Origin of the sequence: Perlucidibaca aquatica, from assembly GCF_001676655.1 — a bacterium.
Taxonomy (GTDB): domain Bacteria; phylum Pseudomonadota; class Gammaproteobacteria; order Pseudomonadales; family Moraxellaceae; genus Perlucidibaca; species Perlucidibaca aquatica.
Genome location: NZ_LZDB01000002.1, coordinates 1,154,387 through 1,171,509 on the forward strand (window position 1 = coordinate 1,154,387; position 17,123 = coordinate 1,171,509).

At 53.9% G+C, this 17,123-nt stretch carries 17 protein-coding genes and 1 pseudogene; 8 read left to right on the top strand and 10 right to left on the bottom strand.

Going from position 1 to position 17,123, the window contains the following annotated elements; translation table 11 throughout:
- Positions 1 to 4: 4 nt before the first annotated feature.
- Both A8710_RS09165 and A8710_RS09170 read right to left on the bottom strand, forming a co-directional pair.
- The gene (locus A8710_RS09165; protein ID WP_068859899.1) at positions 5 to 658 is read right to left on the bottom strand and encodes a ParA family protein; all 654 of its coding nucleotides are present in this window, start codon (positions 656 to 658) and stop codon (positions 5 to 7) included.
- Between the two features lie 89 nt (positions 659 to 747).
- Positions 748 to 1,428: a glutathione S-transferase family protein gene (locus tag A8710_RS09170; RefSeq protein ID WP_068859901.1), complete on the bottom strand. Its 681-nt coding sequence runs from the start codon at positions 1,426 to 1,428 to the stop codon at positions 748 to 750.
- 121 nt (positions 1,429 to 1,549) lie between these two features.
- Between A8710_RS09170 and A8710_RS09175 the strand changes: the two genes are divergently transcribed.
- Together A8710_RS09175 and A8710_RS09180 are read left to right on the top strand one after the other, a co-directional pair.
- Positions 1,550 to 2,026, top strand: a complete 477-nt coding sequence (locus tag A8710_RS09175; protein ID WP_068859903.1) for a PaaI family thioesterase — start codon at positions 1,550 to 1,552, stop codon at positions 2,024 to 2,026.
- Positions 2,023 to 2,433 (top strand): PaaI family thioesterase, encoded by a 411-nt coding sequence (locus A8710_RS09180; protein WP_068859905.1) that lies wholly within the window; start codon positions 2,023 to 2,025, stop codon positions 2,431 to 2,433. The genes A8710_RS09175 and A8710_RS09180 overlap by 4 nt, the downstream gene beginning before the upstream one ends.
- Positions 2,434 to 2,445: 12 nt before the next feature.
- Here the strand turns inward: A8710_RS09180 and A8710_RS12105 are convergent, their stop codons facing one another.
- On the bottom strand, positions 2,446 to 3,198 hold the full coding sequence (locus tag A8710_RS12105) for an endonuclease (RefSeq protein ID WP_227513006.1): 753 nt from the start codon (positions 3,196 to 3,198) through the stop codon (positions 2,446 to 2,448).
- Between the two features lie 242 nt (positions 3,199 to 3,440).
- Between A8710_RS12105 and A8710_RS09190 the strand changes: the two genes are divergently transcribed.
- The 3 genes from A8710_RS09190 (at position 3,441) to A8710_RS09200 (ending at position 6,988) form a co-directional block, all read left to right on the top strand.
- Positions 3,441 to 4,277, top strand: a complete 837-nt coding sequence (locus A8710_RS09190; protein ID WP_068859909.1) for a hypothetical protein — start codon at positions 3,441 to 3,443, stop codon at positions 4,275 to 4,277.
- A gap of 78 nt (positions 4,278 to 4,355) precedes the next feature.
- Positions 4,356 to 5,405: an HlyD family secretion protein gene (locus A8710_RS09195; protein ID WP_068859910.1), complete on the top strand. Its 1,050-nt coding sequence runs from the start codon at positions 4,356 to 4,358 to the stop codon at positions 5,403 to 5,405.
- Complete coding sequence (locus A8710_RS09200; protein ID WP_082968769.1) at positions 5,405 to 6,988, top strand: DHA2 family efflux MFS transporter permease subunit; 1,584 nt, start codon at positions 5,405 to 5,407, stop codon at positions 6,986 to 6,988. Before A8710_RS09195 ends, A8710_RS09200 begins: the two co-directional genes overlap by 1 nt.
- Before the next feature lie 4 nt (positions 6,989 to 6,992).
- On the opposite strand, the gene A8710_RS09205 is transcribed toward A8710_RS09200, so the two are convergent.
- Entirely contained in the window at positions 6,993 to 7,658 is a 666-nt protein-coding gene (locus A8710_RS09205) for an enoyl-CoA hydratase/isomerase family protein (RefSeq protein ID WP_068859912.1), read from the bottom strand.
- 66 nt (positions 7,659 to 7,724) lie between these two features.
- On the opposite strand from A8710_RS09205, the pseudogene A8710_RS12530 reads away from it, so the two are divergent.
- Positions 7,725 to 7,886, top strand: a pseudogene (locus A8710_RS12530) (GIY-YIG nuclease family protein); the annotation flags it as partial.
- A gap of 16 nt (positions 7,887 to 7,902) precedes the next feature.
- Here A8710_RS12530 and A8710_RS12535 read toward each other — a convergent pair.
- From A8710_RS12535 to A8710_RS09220, 3 genes are all read right to left on the bottom strand, one after another.
- The gene (locus A8710_RS12535; RefSeq protein WP_068859913.1) at positions 7,903 to 8,598 is read right to left on the bottom strand and encodes a TetR/AcrR family transcriptional regulator; all 696 of its coding nucleotides are present in this window, start codon (positions 8,596 to 8,598) and stop codon (positions 7,903 to 7,905) included.
- Positions 8,599 to 8,677: 79 nt separating this feature from the next.
- The gene (locus A8710_RS09215) at positions 8,678 to 9,517 is read right to left on the bottom strand and encodes an SDR family NAD(P)-dependent oxidoreductase (RefSeq protein ID WP_068859914.1); all 840 of its coding nucleotides are present in this window, start codon (positions 9,515 to 9,517) and stop codon (positions 8,678 to 8,680) included.
- Between the two features lie 78 nt (positions 9,518 to 9,595).
- The gene (locus A8710_RS09220; RefSeq protein WP_068859916.1) at positions 9,596 to 10,009 is read right to left on the bottom strand and encodes a DoxX family protein; all 414 of its coding nucleotides are present in this window, start codon (positions 10,007 to 10,009) and stop codon (positions 9,596 to 9,598) included.
- Between the two features lie 116 nt (positions 10,010 to 10,125).
- On the opposite strand from A8710_RS09220, the gene A8710_RS09225 reads away from it, so the two are divergent.
- Entirely contained in the window at positions 10,126 to 11,022 is an 897-nt protein-coding gene (locus A8710_RS09225) for a LysR family transcriptional regulator (protein ID WP_068859918.1), read from the top strand.
- Positions 11,023 to 11,066: 44 nt separating this feature from the next.
- Here the strand turns inward: A8710_RS09225 and A8710_RS09230 are convergent, their stop codons facing one another.
- The gene (locus A8710_RS09230) at positions 11,067 to 11,840 is read right to left on the bottom strand and encodes an SDR family NAD(P)-dependent oxidoreductase (protein WP_068859920.1); all 774 of its coding nucleotides are present in this window, start codon (positions 11,838 to 11,840) and stop codon (positions 11,067 to 11,069) included.
- A gap of 394 nt (positions 11,841 to 12,234) precedes the next feature.
- Here A8710_RS09230 and A8710_RS09235 point away from each other — a divergent pair, with 394 nt between their 5' ends.
- Positions 12,235 to 14,106 carry a DEAD/DEAH box helicase gene (locus tag A8710_RS09235; RefSeq protein WP_068859921.1) on the top strand — a complete coding sequence of 624 codons (1,872 nt, stop codon included), beginning with the start codon at positions 12,235 to 12,237 and terminating at the stop codon, positions 14,104 to 14,106.
- Here A8710_RS09235 and A8710_RS09240 read toward each other — a convergent pair.
- Both A8710_RS09240 and A8710_RS09245 read right to left on the bottom strand, forming a co-directional pair.
- Entirely contained in the window at positions 14,009 to 15,379 is a 1,371-nt protein-coding gene (locus A8710_RS09240) for a WS/DGAT/MGAT family O-acyltransferase (protein WP_068859923.1), read from the bottom strand. The two genes, A8710_RS09235 and A8710_RS09240, sit on opposite strands and share 98 nt — an antisense overlap.
- Before the next feature lie 88 nt (positions 15,380 to 15,467).
- Positions 15,468 to 17,084: a zinc-dependent metalloprotease family protein gene (locus tag A8710_RS09245; protein ID WP_068859924.1), complete on the bottom strand. Its 1,617-nt coding sequence runs from the start codon at positions 17,082 to 17,084 to the stop codon at positions 15,468 to 15,470.
- Between the last annotated feature and the right edge of the window lie 39 nt (positions 17,085 to 17,123).

Here is a 17,123-nt window from a genome sequence, read left to right on the forward strand (position 1 = left end):
CTGGTCAGTCGAGCTTTAGCTGTTGCTTTAACTCTTGGTAAAAAATGGCGAACTCTGCGCTAGCTTTTGCATCGCTCCACTCGAGTACAGATAGTCCACGCCCTAATGCCTCTACATACGCTGTGCGTTGCCCTAAACGGGACTCCAATTCCTTTGCCCGCAATAGCCCAGCGGTATCCGCTAAAAACTGCTCTGTTGCCTTACTCGTCCGTAGGCGATTCCAGACCAGCCGGGCTTTTAAGCGTTTACTGGTGCGCTTTCCTTCGCGAATGGCCTCCATCAGTTGCTCAGTCGCCCAGACATCAGCGGCTGAGGCCGTTAGGGGCATGACGACCAAGTCGCTGTAAGGCAAGACTTCACGCAGGTATTTAAGACTGCGCGGCGGTAGATCTATCACCACCACATCGCATTCACTCTCTAAGCGCTCTGCGGCCAACGCCAACTCATTAACCGATGACGCGGTGAGGACCTCAAAAGCTGGCGTATTGCTTTGTTGAGTCTGACGAATCGCAGCCCAGCGTGCCGAAGTGCCTTGCGGCATATCGGCATCAATTAATCCGGTGTGGAACTCTTGCGACAGAGCGGCAACCAGATTGGTCACCACCGTACTTTTTCCGGCTCCCCCTTTCAGCTGAGCAACGGAAATAAACTTGGCCATGGGTGCTTCTACTCGATATTCATAATGAACTGAGTCTAGTCAAAACCAACCCAGAATACTGTTTCAATTTAATGACAAACGAATCGTTTTTAAGCTTGGGCCTTAAGCCATTGAGCCAAACGTGGGTGCTGCAAAATGGTTGGCCCCATGCGCTGGCTGGTTCGAATAACCTCGGATAGCTGAGTAGCCACTGCGATATCCGCAATGGTTCTGCTTTCACCCACTAACCAGCCCGTGGCGGCTAGAGTGACTTCGATGCGCGCCAAATGACGGTGAAACTCAGCCTCTACATCCTCGCTGGACACACGGCCCAAGCCTTGAAAGTACAGCATCGCTTTCAGAGCTGTTTTTAACATCGGCTTCATCACCATGCGTTCGTAGGTGGGGCGGCCCAACATCGCAACATCTACCGCCGCATTTAAAGCCACCGGGTCATTGACGCGAAAATACACTTCGTAAAAGTACAACAGCTCATCAGACCAGTCTTCCCATAGCTCGACTTGCGCCTTTAGCAGTGCGTTGTCGGGGTAAAGACGCGGCGCATCTGGATAGGCTTCATCTAAATATCGCGCAATACGCGTACTGTCTTGAATGCGTAAGCCATTAATATCCAACACCGGCACTTTGCCGACTTTGCTCAGCCCTTGCACTTTCGCTGCCAGAGCGCCGTTGTAATTAACCGCCTCAAATGCAATGCCCTTATAGCTCAACGCTTTTGCCACTTTTTGACAAAACGGTGAAATCTCCCACTGGTGCAAGACTACGGTCATATCGATTTACTCATGTGAAAATGAAAGCGTTCACTCAAGATTAGTCGAAATCCAATTGATCACGCGAGTACCGAGTCGCGGTAAAATAGCCTGACTTTCGGCAGCCCGCAGCGGAGTTCACATGAGTCTGCCTTTACCGGTTAAAAACCCAGCACTGTTTAATGATATTGCCCACTGGCTTTGCCATATCCCCCACAGTCGAGTATTGCAAATCGAATTCGTTCAAGGAGAACGAGGCAGGGCTACGCTTCGCCTGCCATACCAGGAGCGGCTCGTTGGCGACAGTCGAACCGGTGTGCTGCATGGCGGGGTGATTACGACCCTGATCGATAACACGAGTGCACTCAGCATCTTCTCGTTACTCGATGAGGTTAGCGGCTACCCCACGCTGGATTTACGGATTGATTATCTACGGCCCGCCACACCGGGCCTTGCTGTCTATTGCACGGCTGAGTGCTATCGCATGGGGCGGGAAATTGCCTTTACGCGGGCAACGGCTTATCAGGAAGGTAACACTCAACCCGTAGCCTACGGGGTCGCTACGTTTATGCGACGCCGAAGCTTTAAAGGGGAAGCTGTACAAGGAGTCACGCCATGAGTCAAAGCACTCAATTAAGCCCAGAGGCGTTACTGGACTTCTCCCCATACGCGCGCCTAATTGGCATGAAGCTCACTGTAATGGACGGCGATTTGCGCTTTTTCTTACCGTTCCAACAGGACAATATTGGCAATGACCAACTGCCGGCATTGCATGGCGGCCTGATCGGCGGCTTTATGGAGATGGCCGCCATCATGCATTTGCTGTGGATTCGGGAAAGCCATGCTGTGCCACGAACAGTCGATTTCTCCATTGACTATTTGCGCCCCGGACTTGCCCGCGAACTCTTCGCCAGTTGCAGCGTGACCAAGCATGGCCAACAAATTGCCAATGTTCAGGTCAGTGTTTGGCAGGACACTCCCGAAAAGCCTGTTGCCGTTGCGCGTGCTCATTTTCTCTTGGACTAGCGCGCTCTTAATTTAGCGCGCGCCAACACGAACTGCGGCAAGTACTGAATCACATTGCTGGGCAACAAACGGGTTACTCACACCCGTTTTTTTCGCAATGACCCGATTGCGAATGCACTCTTTCGCATCCACCGGGTCTTGGCGTGACCATGCCGCAAAGAGCTGCTCACGCTGTTTAGACAGCGTTAAGCCATAACGCTGTCTAAAGTAAAAATACGTGCGTGCCGCATTGCCACGAAAGCTGGGGTTTGGCATGAACACATTCGTTTTAAAATCCACTCGCGATGGACAATGTCCATAGCCCACGCCCTGCTCTCTGGCCAACATCCCATACTTTAGATTGCCGCGATCGCCATTCACCTCACCCACCACGGGCACCAGGTTATGAGGATCGCCTTCCATCGCAGCAAAGATAGCGTCCTTGGCACTACAATTTTTGCGCCCGCCTTGCTGCCAGCATTGACGCTGTTGCCCAAACTCGGACGCAGGTACGACGTGCTCCCATTCAATCCGGCTGGCTCTTTCAGCGTTCTTTCGGGGGATGTATCCACAACTCTCCCAATCCACTAACCATTTTTTTCCAGACGCCGTTATTTTGCAGCCACAGTACTCATCTCGATCGCCAGGTTGGTGTACAGACTGCTTCAAAAACTGCTTTGCTTCCCGAAATGTCATGCCATCTGGCTTAGGGTGATTTCCGAATGCAAACACATGAAGGGGCAACAAAAGGACACAAACAGCCAGTGTGACTTTGGACTTTAACAACCTCATTACCGACACCGCCTAAAAGCGGCTAATCTTAGCTTAACTTAATTAAAATCAATGCTTTAAATTTGATCAGACAGTAAGGATTAGTAAAAAATACAACTACCAAAGCCCGCTAAGGGAGGCTCACTATTAACAAAACTACAACGAAAAACCTATCTCTCCATTAACGAATCCATTTTACCCATTAGACTTGCGTGTTAAATTTCGTCGTCAATTACAAAAAGAAACGGAAAACACACATGTTTAGTAAAAAACTGTCAGTTTTGATGTTCTGCGCCCTACTCGCCGGCTGTGCCAGCGATGAAGTTGGCGATACCAATCCCACAACACCCCCTCCCGCAAACGAGCCTGAACCCAGTGGTCCTGCAGTACCAGACCAAATATCTGCATTGCTTGACCCAACTGCCCTTTGTGCCATTCCAACATTAGGCCCAGCGCTCGTTTCAGCTGCTGGCTCTAGCTGCGATGACGCGGGTGGCGGTGGCGGCGGCAGCCCCACGGACATGCTTGACCCAGCTGCATTCTGTGCCATTCCGGGTATTGGCCCGCAGCTAGCCTCCGCAGCCGGCGCAAGCTGTGGCGGCGGTGACGGTGGCAGTGGCGGCGACAGCCCACTGCCGGTCGGTCCTGACCAACTGTGTGCTATTCCAACCCTGGGCCCACAATTGGCAAGTGCATTAGGTGCAACGTGTGGTGGCGGTGGTGGTGGTGGTGGCGGCGCACCTGCACTTCCTGAGCAACTAGACCCCGCAACGCTCTGTGCCGTGCCAGGCATCGGCGCTCCTCTAGCTGAAGCTCTAGGCGCAAGTTGCGGCGGCGGCGGTGGTGGCAGTGGCGTACCAGACATTGCTGCTCTGTGTGCTATTCCAGTGCTTGGCCCAGCGATTGTTGATGGCGCCGGCGGCACCTGTGGTGGTGATAGTGGTGGAGCGCCTGCATTGCCAATCCCAGGTGGCTTGCCTGTTCCCGGCGGCTTACCTTCCCCAGGTGGCCTCCCCATTCCAGACCCTTCAGCATTGTGCGCACTCCCCGTGCTGGGGCCAATTCTGGTGGGTTTAGCGGGATCCAGCTGCTAAGATCCGTTCAGTGCTACGTAAAACGGGGAGCCCATGGGCTCCCCGTTTTTTTATGAGAGAGAACGAGGAAGCCCCCATATGACCGACCAAAACGCTCCAACCTCCAAAGTACGTCAACGTCTGTTTTTGTTGGCAGTGTTACTTTTAGGAGTGGGCTATCTAGGTCATGCCACATGGTTCAATGCTCATTATGTTGAAACGGACAATGCTCAAATTGGTGCAGATATCGCCCCCATCTCATCGCGCATGAGTGGCTTTGTGACACGGATTCTTGTGCGAGAAAATCAACCGGTGAAAACAGGAGATTTACTCGTTACCTTGGACGATCGTGATGCCAAAGCACGTCTGGCCCAAGCTGAGGCCGAGCTAAAATCTGTGATGACACTAACGGGTCAGCAAGGCCAAGCGCTATCACAGCTGCACAGTGTTTCGGCTCAGTCGCAACAATCTCAAGCTGTCATGGCCCAAGTCCGAACAGAGCAAGAGCAAGCTCATCGTGAATGGGAGCGAGCGCGTTCACTATGGCAACAAGGCTTGATTAGCCAACAAGCCGTCGATCAAGCCGAAACTTTGGCGAAAACGACTGCAGCTCGACTTCAGGCCACACGCGCAGGCGCTGCCGCCTCATTGGATCAAGTGAGTGTTTCACGCGCCTCATTACGTGGCGCCGATGCAAAGCTACTCTCGGCTCAGGCCAGCCGCGACTTAGCGGCCAACCAACTCGCTGACACCCGAATCGTCGCGCCTTTTGACGGGGTAATTAGTCGCAAAACCATTGAGCCAGGGCAGTTCATGCAGCCGGGTCAACCCATGATGAACTTAGTTGGGCAAGACCGTGTTTGGCTGGTGGCGAATTTAAAAGAGACCGAATTGACTGATGTGTCCATTGGTAACACGGCAGAATTCACCGTCGACGCCTACCCGGATGCAGTTTGGCAAGGCACCGTAGAGTCCATTAGCCCTGCAACGGGCGCAAAGTTCACCTTACTGCCGCCCGATAACGCCACGGGGAATTTTACCAAAGTGGTTCAACGCATCCCGGTTCGCGTCAGCGTATTGCCAAAGCAACACCCTGGCTTAGCCTTAAGAGCCGGCATGAGTGCTGTTGTCACGATTAAAAAGTCTTAATGACTATGGCGATCGGCGCGCGCGAATTCACTCCAGAGCAGATATACAGCAACCGTCACTGGATTGCGTTTACGGTCACGCTTGCGGCCATGATGGAGCTACTCGACACCTCGATCGTGAATGTTGCCATCTCTCAGATCATGGGCAACTTGGGCGCTACGCTTGAGGAAGTCACTTGGGTTTCCACCGGCTATATCGTAGCGAATGTGATTGTGTTGCCGTTGTCTGGCTGGTTGTCGAACTATTTTGGTCGCCGCAATTACTTCATGGGCTCAATTATTCTGTTTATTGTGGCCTCGTTTTTTTGCGGTAATGCCAGCACCTTAGAGTCATTAGTCTTTTGGCGCATTGTGCAAGGACTAGGGGGTGGCGGCTTAATAGCCACGGCGCAAGCCAGTATTTACGAAGCCTTTCCATCAAAGGAACTGAGTGCCGGCATGGCCATTTTTGGCCTTGGCATCATGGTCGGCCCTACCTTAGGCCCCACCGTGGGTGGCTACATTACCTATCACAGTTCATGGCCATGGATTTTCTACATCAATCTTCCCTTTGGTCTTATTGCGCTACTACTCGCCAACCACTACTTGCCCAACTCCCGCTTTAAGCAGGCGATTCATCGCATTGATTGGGTAGGCATTCTATTGTTGGCTGTGGGCATTGGCGCCTTGCAAATCATGCTTGAGCGCGGTGAACACCAGCAGTGGTTTGATTCAGGTGAGATTCAATGCCTCGCTGCACTCACGATTTTCTCTTTAGTTGGCTTCATCTGGCATGAGCTGCATACAGACCACCCTGTGGTCGACTTTTCGCCGTTAAAAGATCGTCAATTCAGTGCCAGCCTTATTTTCTCCTTTGTGTTGGGAATGGCGCTTTTCGGTACTATTTTTTACCTGCCCTTATATTTGCAGTCGCTATTGAATTACAACGCCTGGGAAACCGGATTAGTCATTCTGCCCGGCGCTATCTCCAGTGGCGTCACCATGGCCGTCATGGGCAAGACCCTGACCAAATTACAGATCGATTTACGCTGGATTGCCATTCTCGGCGTCGTGATTTTTGGTATTTCCATGTACCAGCATCAAACCTTTACCACGGAATCTGGCCATGCTGATTTCTTCTGGCCATTGATTTGGCGTGGTGTTGGTTTAGGCATGCTCTTCGTTCCGCTGAATGCACTGGCCATGGCGCGCATTGCGCCCGAGCAAATTGCTGGGGCAACGGGCTTATATACCCTCATCCGTCAGCTCGGTGGTTCGGTGGGTATCGCTGCAGCCGCAACGCAGTTCACCCATCTACAAGCAACTTTCAAAGCAGACATTAGCCTTTCGGTCAGTGAGTTCTCACAAACTACTCGCGACTATGAATTTCTAATGCAGCAACTATTAGCCAGTAAGGGCATTAATTACGCCGACATACCCGAGACCATGCACCGACTGTTGGACGCCCAAATGACGGCACAAGCCTCCATGATCGCGTTCGAGCACCTATTTTCGCAGTTTAGTTTGGCGTTAGTGTTGGCCCTACCCTTGCTGTACTTCATGCCCACCGCCAAAAACTTAGATCGTTTTGGCGGAGATCATTGAGGGATTAAACGAAGGCTTCAAAGGCGGAGCGCCAGCGGCGCTTTATCACGGCATAGGTGGCGCGATCTTTTCCAGCCAATTGCTGCGCCATTGCCATGGCGCTGGGTAGCACCTCAGACTCGGACACTGCCGCATCAATAACGCCTCGCTGAAGGCACTCCTCGCCCCCCCAAGCCGCGGCCGTAACCGCCATGGTCCACGCCGACTGCGCATTAGGCAGCAACTTCACAATGGCATCCATAATGGGTGTGAAGGGCAACTTAATGTCGACTTCTGGGAAGCAGAAACGCCCTCGATCAGCCCGCATCACCCGAAAGTCACCTGTGGCCGCTAATAGAGCGCCACCCGCATACGCGTGACCGTTGATGGCCATGACCACCGGCACCGGGAACCTCGCCATACGCAATAAGAACGCATCAAGTTTTGGCACAAAGGTATTCAGTAGGTACTCAGGGCCATGACTCGCAAAGATCCCTTCCAAATCAATACCATTACTGAAAAACTTAGGGTCGGCGCTCGTAATGACCAGCGCAGCAGGGCCAGCGCTCGTTTCCACGGTATCGAGGGCTTGGTGCCATTCGGCTAGCGAGGCATCATTGAAACGGTTGTCGCCTTGCGTCATGGTAAGCAGCCAAACAGCTCCTTCGCGACTTAATTGCACAGCACTCATGGGCAGCTCACTTTGTCAGATTTATTGATACACGATAGAAAAACAGTGCCAGCTATAACAGCAGAAGTGACTTGGTATGTCTATGTATTGGCTTGTCAAAATGGGCGTTTGTACACAGGCATCAGCACAGACCCTCAGCGCCGTTTTCAACAACACCTTAGCGGGAAAGGGGCGAAGTTCACTAAGGCCAATCCACCCGTCGCGCTATTGGGATCAGACCGATGCTTGTCGCGTAGTGATGCCCTTAAGCGGGAGTACGCGCTGAAGCAGCTAACAGCGCCTGCAAAGCGGAAACTTGTTGCTCACTGGGCTGAGACTGCGCAACCTCAGGCGGCAGAACTTGCTGCAAATAACCCACCACCGCGATAGATGCCTGTTGAATAATTTCCTCGGATATTTCACCTTGGCGATAATAGCCATACTTCATCAAGGAGAAGGCCAGCTCGGTGATAATAGTGCCCACATCGGGAGCGGCTGTTAAAGCCACGGGCGGGCTTGCTGTGGCATATATTACACGCAACTCATCGCCAATATTTTCAATGGTCACTTCTTGAGCCAAGTAGGTTTCACGACTCATAGGCCAGCCTAAAATCAGGATGCCCGCCACAGGATTTCGGTTGTAATACTGAGACGCTGCCTGCACGAGCAGAAACGTAATTTGACGCCAATGAAAACCCTTTAATGCCGAACCGCCATGTTTAACTTCTTCGGCGACTCGACTTAAATGCTGCTCTGCAATGGCGGCAAAGAGTTGATGTTTATTGGCATAGAATTGGTACAGGCTGGCTCGGGGAACACCAGAAGCCTCCGCAATATCCGGAATAGAAACCTCCTCCGGATTACCTGCTAATAACAGCTGCTCTGCGGTTTGCAAGGCACGAGCAACACGCTCCTGTGTGCGAGCTTGAGCGGGCTTGCGTAGTCTGGGGATTGCTTCCATGTCGTATCTGCTTATGTTTTAAGCATGGATACTGCAATACGAAAGTAGCCTTGGCTAGCCCCATAACCACAATTGTCAGCTACCACGGCACGGATTCATTGGCCCAATCAAAAAATCCCCCGCTGCTTTCCGGTCCACGCGCTCGTAACACCGCTAACAAATCCTGAGCCACACGCTCTTTAGTGAAGAGTTTTTCTGGCACAACATGGGCGCTGAATGGTTTCGAAAGATCTGTATCTGTGGTTCCTGGATGCAACACTAAAACCGTCGCTAAGGGATGTGTTCGGGCCAGTTCAATAGACCACGTTTTGAGGAATTGATTTTGTGCTGTTTTAGCCGCGCGATAGCTGTACCAGCCTCCCAGTTGATTGTCGCCAATCGAGCCGACGCGGGCAGATAACGAGGCAAAGCAAAACGCATGCTGTCGCGAAATTAACGGTAATACGGCTTGTGCGAGCAGAATGGGTGCCCAGGCATTCACGGAAAAGCTGCGCATCACTGCATCCACCCGTATTTGTGACAGGGCCTTCTCAGGACGCAGTGCCGGTTGGCTATCCGTCGCAGGCTCGTGCAACAGACCCGCCGTATTCACTACCGCGCGTAAGGTCGGTGTTAGCGACTTTAGCTGTTGCGTGAGTGTGGCAAATGCTTCGGCATTCGCCATATCCAAGGTCAGCAAGGCAAGTTGCTGTGGATGCTGACGTTGCAATGCCTGTAACGCTTCTGCACGTTGAGGGTGGCGGCAGGCCGCAAGCACGATTAGGGGCTTATGGTTAGGCGAGCCCAGCAATACTTCAGGCTTACTCAGCAGCGCTTCAACCATGGCATAGCCAATGCCGCGCGAAGCGCCGACGACCAGAACAACGTCCGCAGCGTCTGGGCTAATGGGCGATACAAACTCAGGCAGGCGGTGAATCATGGTGGACACTCTCGTCTATTAATTCAACAAGAGTGCCCCACTGAAACGAATTGGCTAGTCTACAAACACTGTCATAGATCAGTCTTTATCTAGCGACGGAGCTCCGGCACCGGTTCGCACAAATGCTAACAAACCACCGGCAATCGCGAGATTTTTCATCAGCATGATTTGATTCGTTTGGTCCGGAGCACCATGAAACATAAACCCGGTGACGACACAAAACCCTGCCAATAAGCCCGCAACGAGGCGCGCTTGTAGACCTAGTAACAACGCGATACCACCGCCGAGCTCAAGAGCAATGACCAACGGTAGAAATGCACCTGGCACATGCATCGCTTCCATATAGGATTGCGTTCCGGCATAGCCGATTAGCTTGCTATAACCCGCGCCAATAAAAATGAGCGATATCAGCGCTCGCGAAAACACGGCAAGCAGCGCATTTAATTGCGGCTGAGCAACGAGGTTACTGATGGTTTGTTTAATTGAAATCATTGCGATGCACCTCTTGGGAAAGTGAGTACAGCCTAAACCCAAATTAGACCCTTGCCGAGTAGGACAATTGGCAATTACTGTTGCCATTAGCGCAACAATAGGGAGTAGGCCTGATCATGAACTTAAATGACCTCAGCGTGTTTATCCGCGTCGTGGAAGATGGCAGCTTTACTGCAGCGGCTGACCGCTTAGGCGTACCGAAATCGACACTCAGTCGAACCTTAAACCGTCTGGAAACTCACCTTGGGGTGCGTTTGTTGCAGCGCACTACCCGCAGCCTCAGCCTCACTGACGCGGGACGGCAGTTTTACGATCGTGTTCGCCACAATCTAAACCAGTTGGCTGATGCCGAACGCGAGTTGAGTGAGTTCCAAGCCAGTCCGCGAGGACACTTGCGCATCACCATGCCGGTTGAACTGGGCATGCGTTTTATGGGGGAGATTACCGCCGAGTTTATGCAGCGATACCCCGAGGTGAGCCTAGAAGCTGATCTTTCTGGGCGTGTCGTGGATCTTGTCGAAGAAGGCGTAGATCTTGGCCTGCGCATTGGCGCATTCAATGATGCCCAGCTCATTGGCCGCCGCTTGGGACAGCTAAATGGTCGATTTTTCGCCAGCCCCCACTACCTCGCTCAGCACCCTGCCCCGACCGATATCAGCGAACTCGCGTCACACAGTTTCGTACTCTTTCGACAGGCTAGAGAAAATACCGTGCCATTAGATGCTGGGCGGGAGCCAGTAAATGTGCGCTTAACTGGTCGACTCAGCGCCAATAACGCGCTGATGCAAATGGATGCCGTCATTGCCGGCTTAGGCATGGGCTTACTGCCCGGGTTTATTACCGATCAAGCGGTGGCCAATGGCCAACTCGTGCCGGTATTGCCGAATGTACGCGTACGCATGGGCGACCTGTGGGCGATGACACCCAGCCGCTTACATATGTCATCGGCATTGCGTGCGTTTATTGATTTTGTCGCCGAGCGCGTGAGCCAGCACCCTTGGTTTAGGGATTGAGCCCCTCAAGATGAGAGGCCCAATCCGGTGCCCAAGCTGTGGACTTAAGCTTTAAAACCAATGCTATGAGCCGAAATCGCATTCACGATAAATCGGGGCGAAAGGCGCACGGTGAAGGCCATAATTTTCATTAATAAGCGATGCACGGAAATACCGCGTTTTGCCTTGAGTGACTCGTAGGCATAGTCCGCCAGTTTGTCGAGCGACGACAACATGGGCCAGCGAAAAGCCGCCGAGGCTTCTGCATTCGCAGCGGAAGCAAAGCCAGTATCCGTGGGGCCAGGGCAGAGGGTAGTCACGCGCACGTTTTTACTACGCAATTCATAGTTCAGCGCATCCGAGAAACTCAGCACATAGGCTTTGGAGGCGTAGTACACGGCAGCACCCGGTCCCGGCATAAAACCAGCAATAGATGCCACATTGAGAATTTGACCGCCACCCTGGGCCGCCATGCGACGCGCAAAGGCATGGGCCAGCGAGGTCAGTGTGGCCACATTCAGCTGAACCATCTGATTTAAGCGCTTGATATCTGCGTCAATAAACGTACCAAATTCACCAAAACCCGCGTTGTTAATGAGCATGTCTACACGACGATCACCCAGTTTTTCAACCAATTCGAGGGCCGCACCTTCGTAACCCAGATCCTGCCCTATCACATCGGCCTGAATGCCATGTCGTTGGTTCAGGTCGTTTGCAATTGCCTGCAACTTGTCGACGCTTCGGGCAACCAAAATGACGTCGTGACCATCGGCGGCAAGCCGCTTGGCCAACTCAAGTCCGATACCGTTTGATGCCCCTGTAATCAATGCTGTGCTCATCGCGCCAGTCTCCTAAGTTATTAGATATCAACGGCTTCCAGCCACTGTATTGGATGGTTATGCCATGGTTTATGCTGTAGTTCAAAACTGGAACAATAGTACCAATACAGCCTATCGGCCACAACGACCACTCATCTGAAGTATGACTTTTGAGCTGGATTTTTACGCGCACTTGAAAATAGCCCTCGCTTTTCATCTCCGACATCCGTATAGTTCGCCCCGCTGCAGACGCAGCCCTTTTGTTGCCCGCCTATTATGTGCTGTCCCGGTTCTTACACCGGCTCGCAGCCTGCTCTGGTCTGGTTGGCGACGATAAATCCGTCAGCCACCGCCGTATCCCGTCGGTTTGCTGTTTACCCATACTCACCGCGGGTTACCCGCGAGGATCAGTCCTGTGTCTTTGACTTTTACAGACCTGGCGTTGCATGACGCCCTTTTAGCCGCCCTTAACGAAGCTGGCTACACCGAACCCACGCCAATTCAGGCGCAAGCTATTCCTATCGCCATGAGCGGTCGCGATCTCATGGCATCGGCTCAGACCGGTACCGGTAAGACCGCAGCCTTCCTGCTGCCTGGCCTCCACCGCTTAACCATGACGCCAGGCGGTAAGGGCAAAGGCCCGCGCATTCTGGTGCTGACCCCAACGCGTGAACTCGCTCGTCAGGTCGAATCCGCTGCCATGGTTTACGGCAAGCGCCTGAAGACCCGTACCGTCAGCATCCTCGGCGGCATGAACTACCAGCAGCAGCAAAAAGCGCTGATGCGCCCAATTGATGTCATGGTTGCCACACCGGGCCGCCTGCTCGATCTGATGAACCGTGGCCAGATCACGCTGGATCGCGTTGAATTGCTGATCCTCGACGAAGCTGACCGCATGCTCGACCTCGGCTTCATCGATGATGTTGAACTGATCGCTGAAAAAGCACCTGCCGAACGCCAAACACTGCTGTTCTCGGCCACGCTGGAAGATCGCATTGCAACCCTGGCAGCGCGTGTCATGCGCAATCCAGAACGCCTGCAGATCAGCTCGCAGCAAGCCAAGCATGAAAACATCACGCAAGGTCTGTATTTCTGCGACGACATGGAACACAAGAAAGCCATTCTGCTCAAGCTGCTGGCTGACCCCGCGGTAAACCAATCCGTTGTGTTCACCGCAACACGCCGCGACGCAGAAGTGCTGTCGATTGAACTGGCCAACTTCGGTCTGTCCACCGCTGCCCTGCACGGTGACATGAAGCAGCCTGCGCGTAACCGCACGCTTCGTGACCTCAAGAACGGCATGGTGAAGTGCTTGGTTGCCACCGACGTTGCCGCTCGCGGCATCGATGTCGTCGGCATTAGCCACGTATTCAACTTCGACCTGCCAATGGTTCTGGAAGATTACGTTCACCGCATCGGCCGTACCGGCCGCGCGGGTCGTACCGGCACCGCCGTGAGCCTGGTGAATCGTCGTGACCGCGGTAAATTACAACGTCTGGCTGCTTACACCGGCAACGCCATTCCAGAATTGACCATCCCAGGCATGGAGCCACGTCCAGCACCAAAGTACCGTGACAATGGCGGCGCTAGCCGTCCTGCCGGTGGTGCCCGTCGCGACAACGGTGGCCGTCCAAGCTATGGCGATCGTCCTGCCTATGGTGACCGTCCAGCCCGTACCGACAGTCGTCCAAGCTACGGTGACCGCCCTGCCTATGGCGATCGTCCAGCACGTACCGACAGCCGCCCAAGCTATGGCGACCGCCCAGCCTATGGCGATCGTCCAGCCCGCACCGACAGCCGCCCAAGCTACGGCGACCGCCCAGCCTATGGCGATCGTCCAGCCCGTACCGACAGCCGCCCAAGCTACGGCGACCGTCCTGCTTACGGTGATCGCCCAGCGCGTACCGATCGTCCAGCCTACGCTGCACGTCCCGTTGTAGTGGATGGTGAATTGAGCGGCAACATTGCCGGTGCCGCGACGCACGAACGCTCAGCGTTTGATCGTCAGGCTCTGCGTGGCGACCGTCCGATGCACCGCAGTGCAGCACCGCGCCCACAAGGTGACCGCCCAAGCTATGGCGACCGCCCAGCTTACGGTGATCGTCCAGCCCGTTCGGCCGCACCTCGCCCACAAGGCGACCGTCCAGCGTATGGCGATCGCCCAGCACGTCCAGCCCGTGCAGAAGGTTTCAGCGCAGACCGCCAGCGACCTCAAGCTCGTGTATTCCGTGCTCCAGATAGCCAAGCAGGCGCTGCATCGAAGGCAAGGTTCGACGACAAGCAGTAAGCCCAAACTCTAGCTGATCAACATAACTCGTCAGGGTTATGTTGAGCGCGACTTGATCCACCGGTATGGATACCGGGTATTGTCCGGTCAAGCGCGCGCCGTTCCAGTACAAGGGCTCCTTCGGGCCCGGCACATTGGAAATGATCACGTTGAAGGCTCGCAGACGGGGCGCCAGCCCCGTCAGCAGATGTAATCCCGCCGGCGCCATCATCAGCGCCGTGTAGTTCAACAGCTCCGCCGAACTCATGCTCTTGTAGCGCGTTTTAGCCTCTTGTACCGAGGCTTTGACGCGCTCCAGGCGCAGCGTCGGGTCTGCAACTTCCGTTCCCAAGTTAGCCAAGATCATCGCGATCTGGTTACCCGTCTCGCTATCATCCGTTCGTAACGACACCGGCACCATGGCAATCAACGGCTTGTCTGGCAACGCTTGCTGACTAATCAAATAGTTACGCAACGCACTTCCGCACACGGCCAACACCACATCATTGAGCGTGCAGCCAAAGACTTTTCCAATCGCCTTAAAGCGCTCCATGGGATAGCTCTGCGCAGCGAAACGGCGTGAGCCGGTAATATCGCTATTAATAATGCTGGCCGGAGCGTTCATAAACGGCACGAAATTAGGGTCGCGTTGAGATTTTCGGGCAACTTTGGCGATCTCTTTCACGACGGCAGGCATGGTAGCGAGCTGCTTACTAAAGCCCGAAGTCATGCGAACTGCGCCGGTGGCTACATCAATCGGGTTGGGCAAACCGGCGGGCTTGCGGCGCGGCGGCATGGCCCAAATAGGTGGCAGGTCACGGGCGTCAATATCTGCAGAGAGTGCGCGACTGCCCATGCGCATCGCTGAAATACCATCAAACAAGCTGTGATGAATTTTGGTGTAGAGCGCGAAACGACGACCCTGAACACCTTCAATGAGATGCACTTCCCACATCGGGCGCTGGCGATCCATGAGGTTACTGTGGGCGGCGGACACATAGGAAAGCAGTTCGCGAATACGCCCCGGCTTGGGTAATGCGCGATGACGAAAGTGATGTTCCAGGTCAAATTGCGTATCGGTTTCCCAGAAATATTGGCCGAAACGGCGTACTAAGCGCTTGTTAAAAGGGTGCTGCGGCTCATTAAACGTGCGAAGGTGCTCCACGAGGTCGCGGATATAACGTGGGCCCGCATCTTCGGGAAAATTAAACAGCTGTAGGCCAGCCACATGCATAGGCTGCTGGCGTTTTTCCATCCATAAGAACAGTTGATCGGCAGGAGAAAGCGGGGTCATGGGTTTGCCATCCGTCTTGTTTAGTAAACATTGTCAGCACACACCGTGCCAAATAATTACCCAAGACTACCCCGCCACTTTCCGCTTGTCAGCGTTTAATCCACTCCTGTGCGGACCACGTTATGGGCAGCCCACTCACCGAATCCACACCCAGCAGCGTGAGCTGAAGTGCATTGAGATCGCCCAAATCAGCAAAAAATGGCCCCTGCGTTAGCTCGGGTGCATCGGCAATCACGGCAGAATAGACAGGAACGGCCGTTATGCCATTTGCCGCCGTTACTTGCAGCGAGGCGTTCGTGACACGAAGTGTGGATGGCGTGAAATCCACCGGCCGCAGCTGCCAGCGTTCACCTTGACGGGTAATTTTCAGCCACTGGCTACGCGAGCCGGCCTCCTGCGTACCCATGCGCGCACTGCCGCCGGCACGATAGTTTAACGCCGCCACATAGCCCCGATCTGAGCTCCACTCCTTGGCACAGTACGACATAAGATCGCCAAACTGAGGCTGCCCCGAGCCATTTAATCGCTGACTAGAAAAGTAGAACTTACGTGTCGTGTCATAGCCTGCACCCCCGCCCAAACGTCCATCGGGATAGAGTCTAGGGTCGGTGTCCGTTGGGCCGCCACACGCCGCATGATTCAGATTGAGCAAATGGCCATACTCATGAGCCACCGTTAACGCTCTGAAATTTAGCCAGTGATTGGCGCCATACGCGGATATCTCGGCAAAGTCATCGGTCGCACTGACCGATTGCGCCAACATAGAGACCCCACCCACATACGCTATCCCCACCACTTGGCCCGTGGCTGAACGGAAAGTAAGGTTATTCGGGAAAACACCGAGGCATTTTGGCGCTGTTCTGGCACTGTTTTGGGCGCCATTGCGTCGCGCACATTCATCGTCCAGCTCCGATAGCACCGCCTGCATGGTCAGGAACGATTCCTGCCCAGGAGTCAGAAAACCTAAAACCGATTGATTTAGCGAAGGCGGTGCAAATGCGGCCTCTGTTTTCAAAGTGAACGCGGTAATGGGATGCAGCCTAACCATCAAATCCGCTAGGTCAGCGTTATTCGTGACGAAGCCGTTCTGCCCTTTATACGTCAGGGGAATTACGCGGATCGTCTCTGTCAACGAGGATTTCACCGGCAGTCGGAGCAAACGATACGTTCGGTCTGCTTCAGCTTCGCTACGGCCTTGATCATCATCAAAGACAACCGCCACTGCACTCCCCGGCTCAATCAGATTTGCCGGAATGGTTGCGTAATACGCAGAGTTTAGGGTTTGCCGATCAACCGCCGTGGGGATTGAGCCGGGACTGGTAAGGGCTATGCGGGTACAGCCTCCGGCGTTCGAGACCAACATATACGCACGCGAAGGTGAAGCAGATGCACTGGTTGTGAGTAAATCCACTCTTGCTAACACAGGTTTGTTTGCAATCAGCTGCGCATTGGTTGCTGACGCATCGAACTCGGCTGTTTGCACCCAGCTCACCCGATCAATGCGTCGACCATCATTACGGGCCGCTGACAGCACTTGAGTAAATGGGCACGTTGCGTTGATTTGTTGAGAACGACCATCGCCGGAAATGGTTTTATCTGACTGTAGCTGACCTTGATTCGCCGCTGGAGAACCGCCGCCGCCTCCGCCTCCACCACAAGCGCTGAGTAACAAACCCAGAAGCACGACAAGGCCGCGTGAATGCATGATGAATCTCAGTATAGTTTTTATTACTGAAGATTCTGG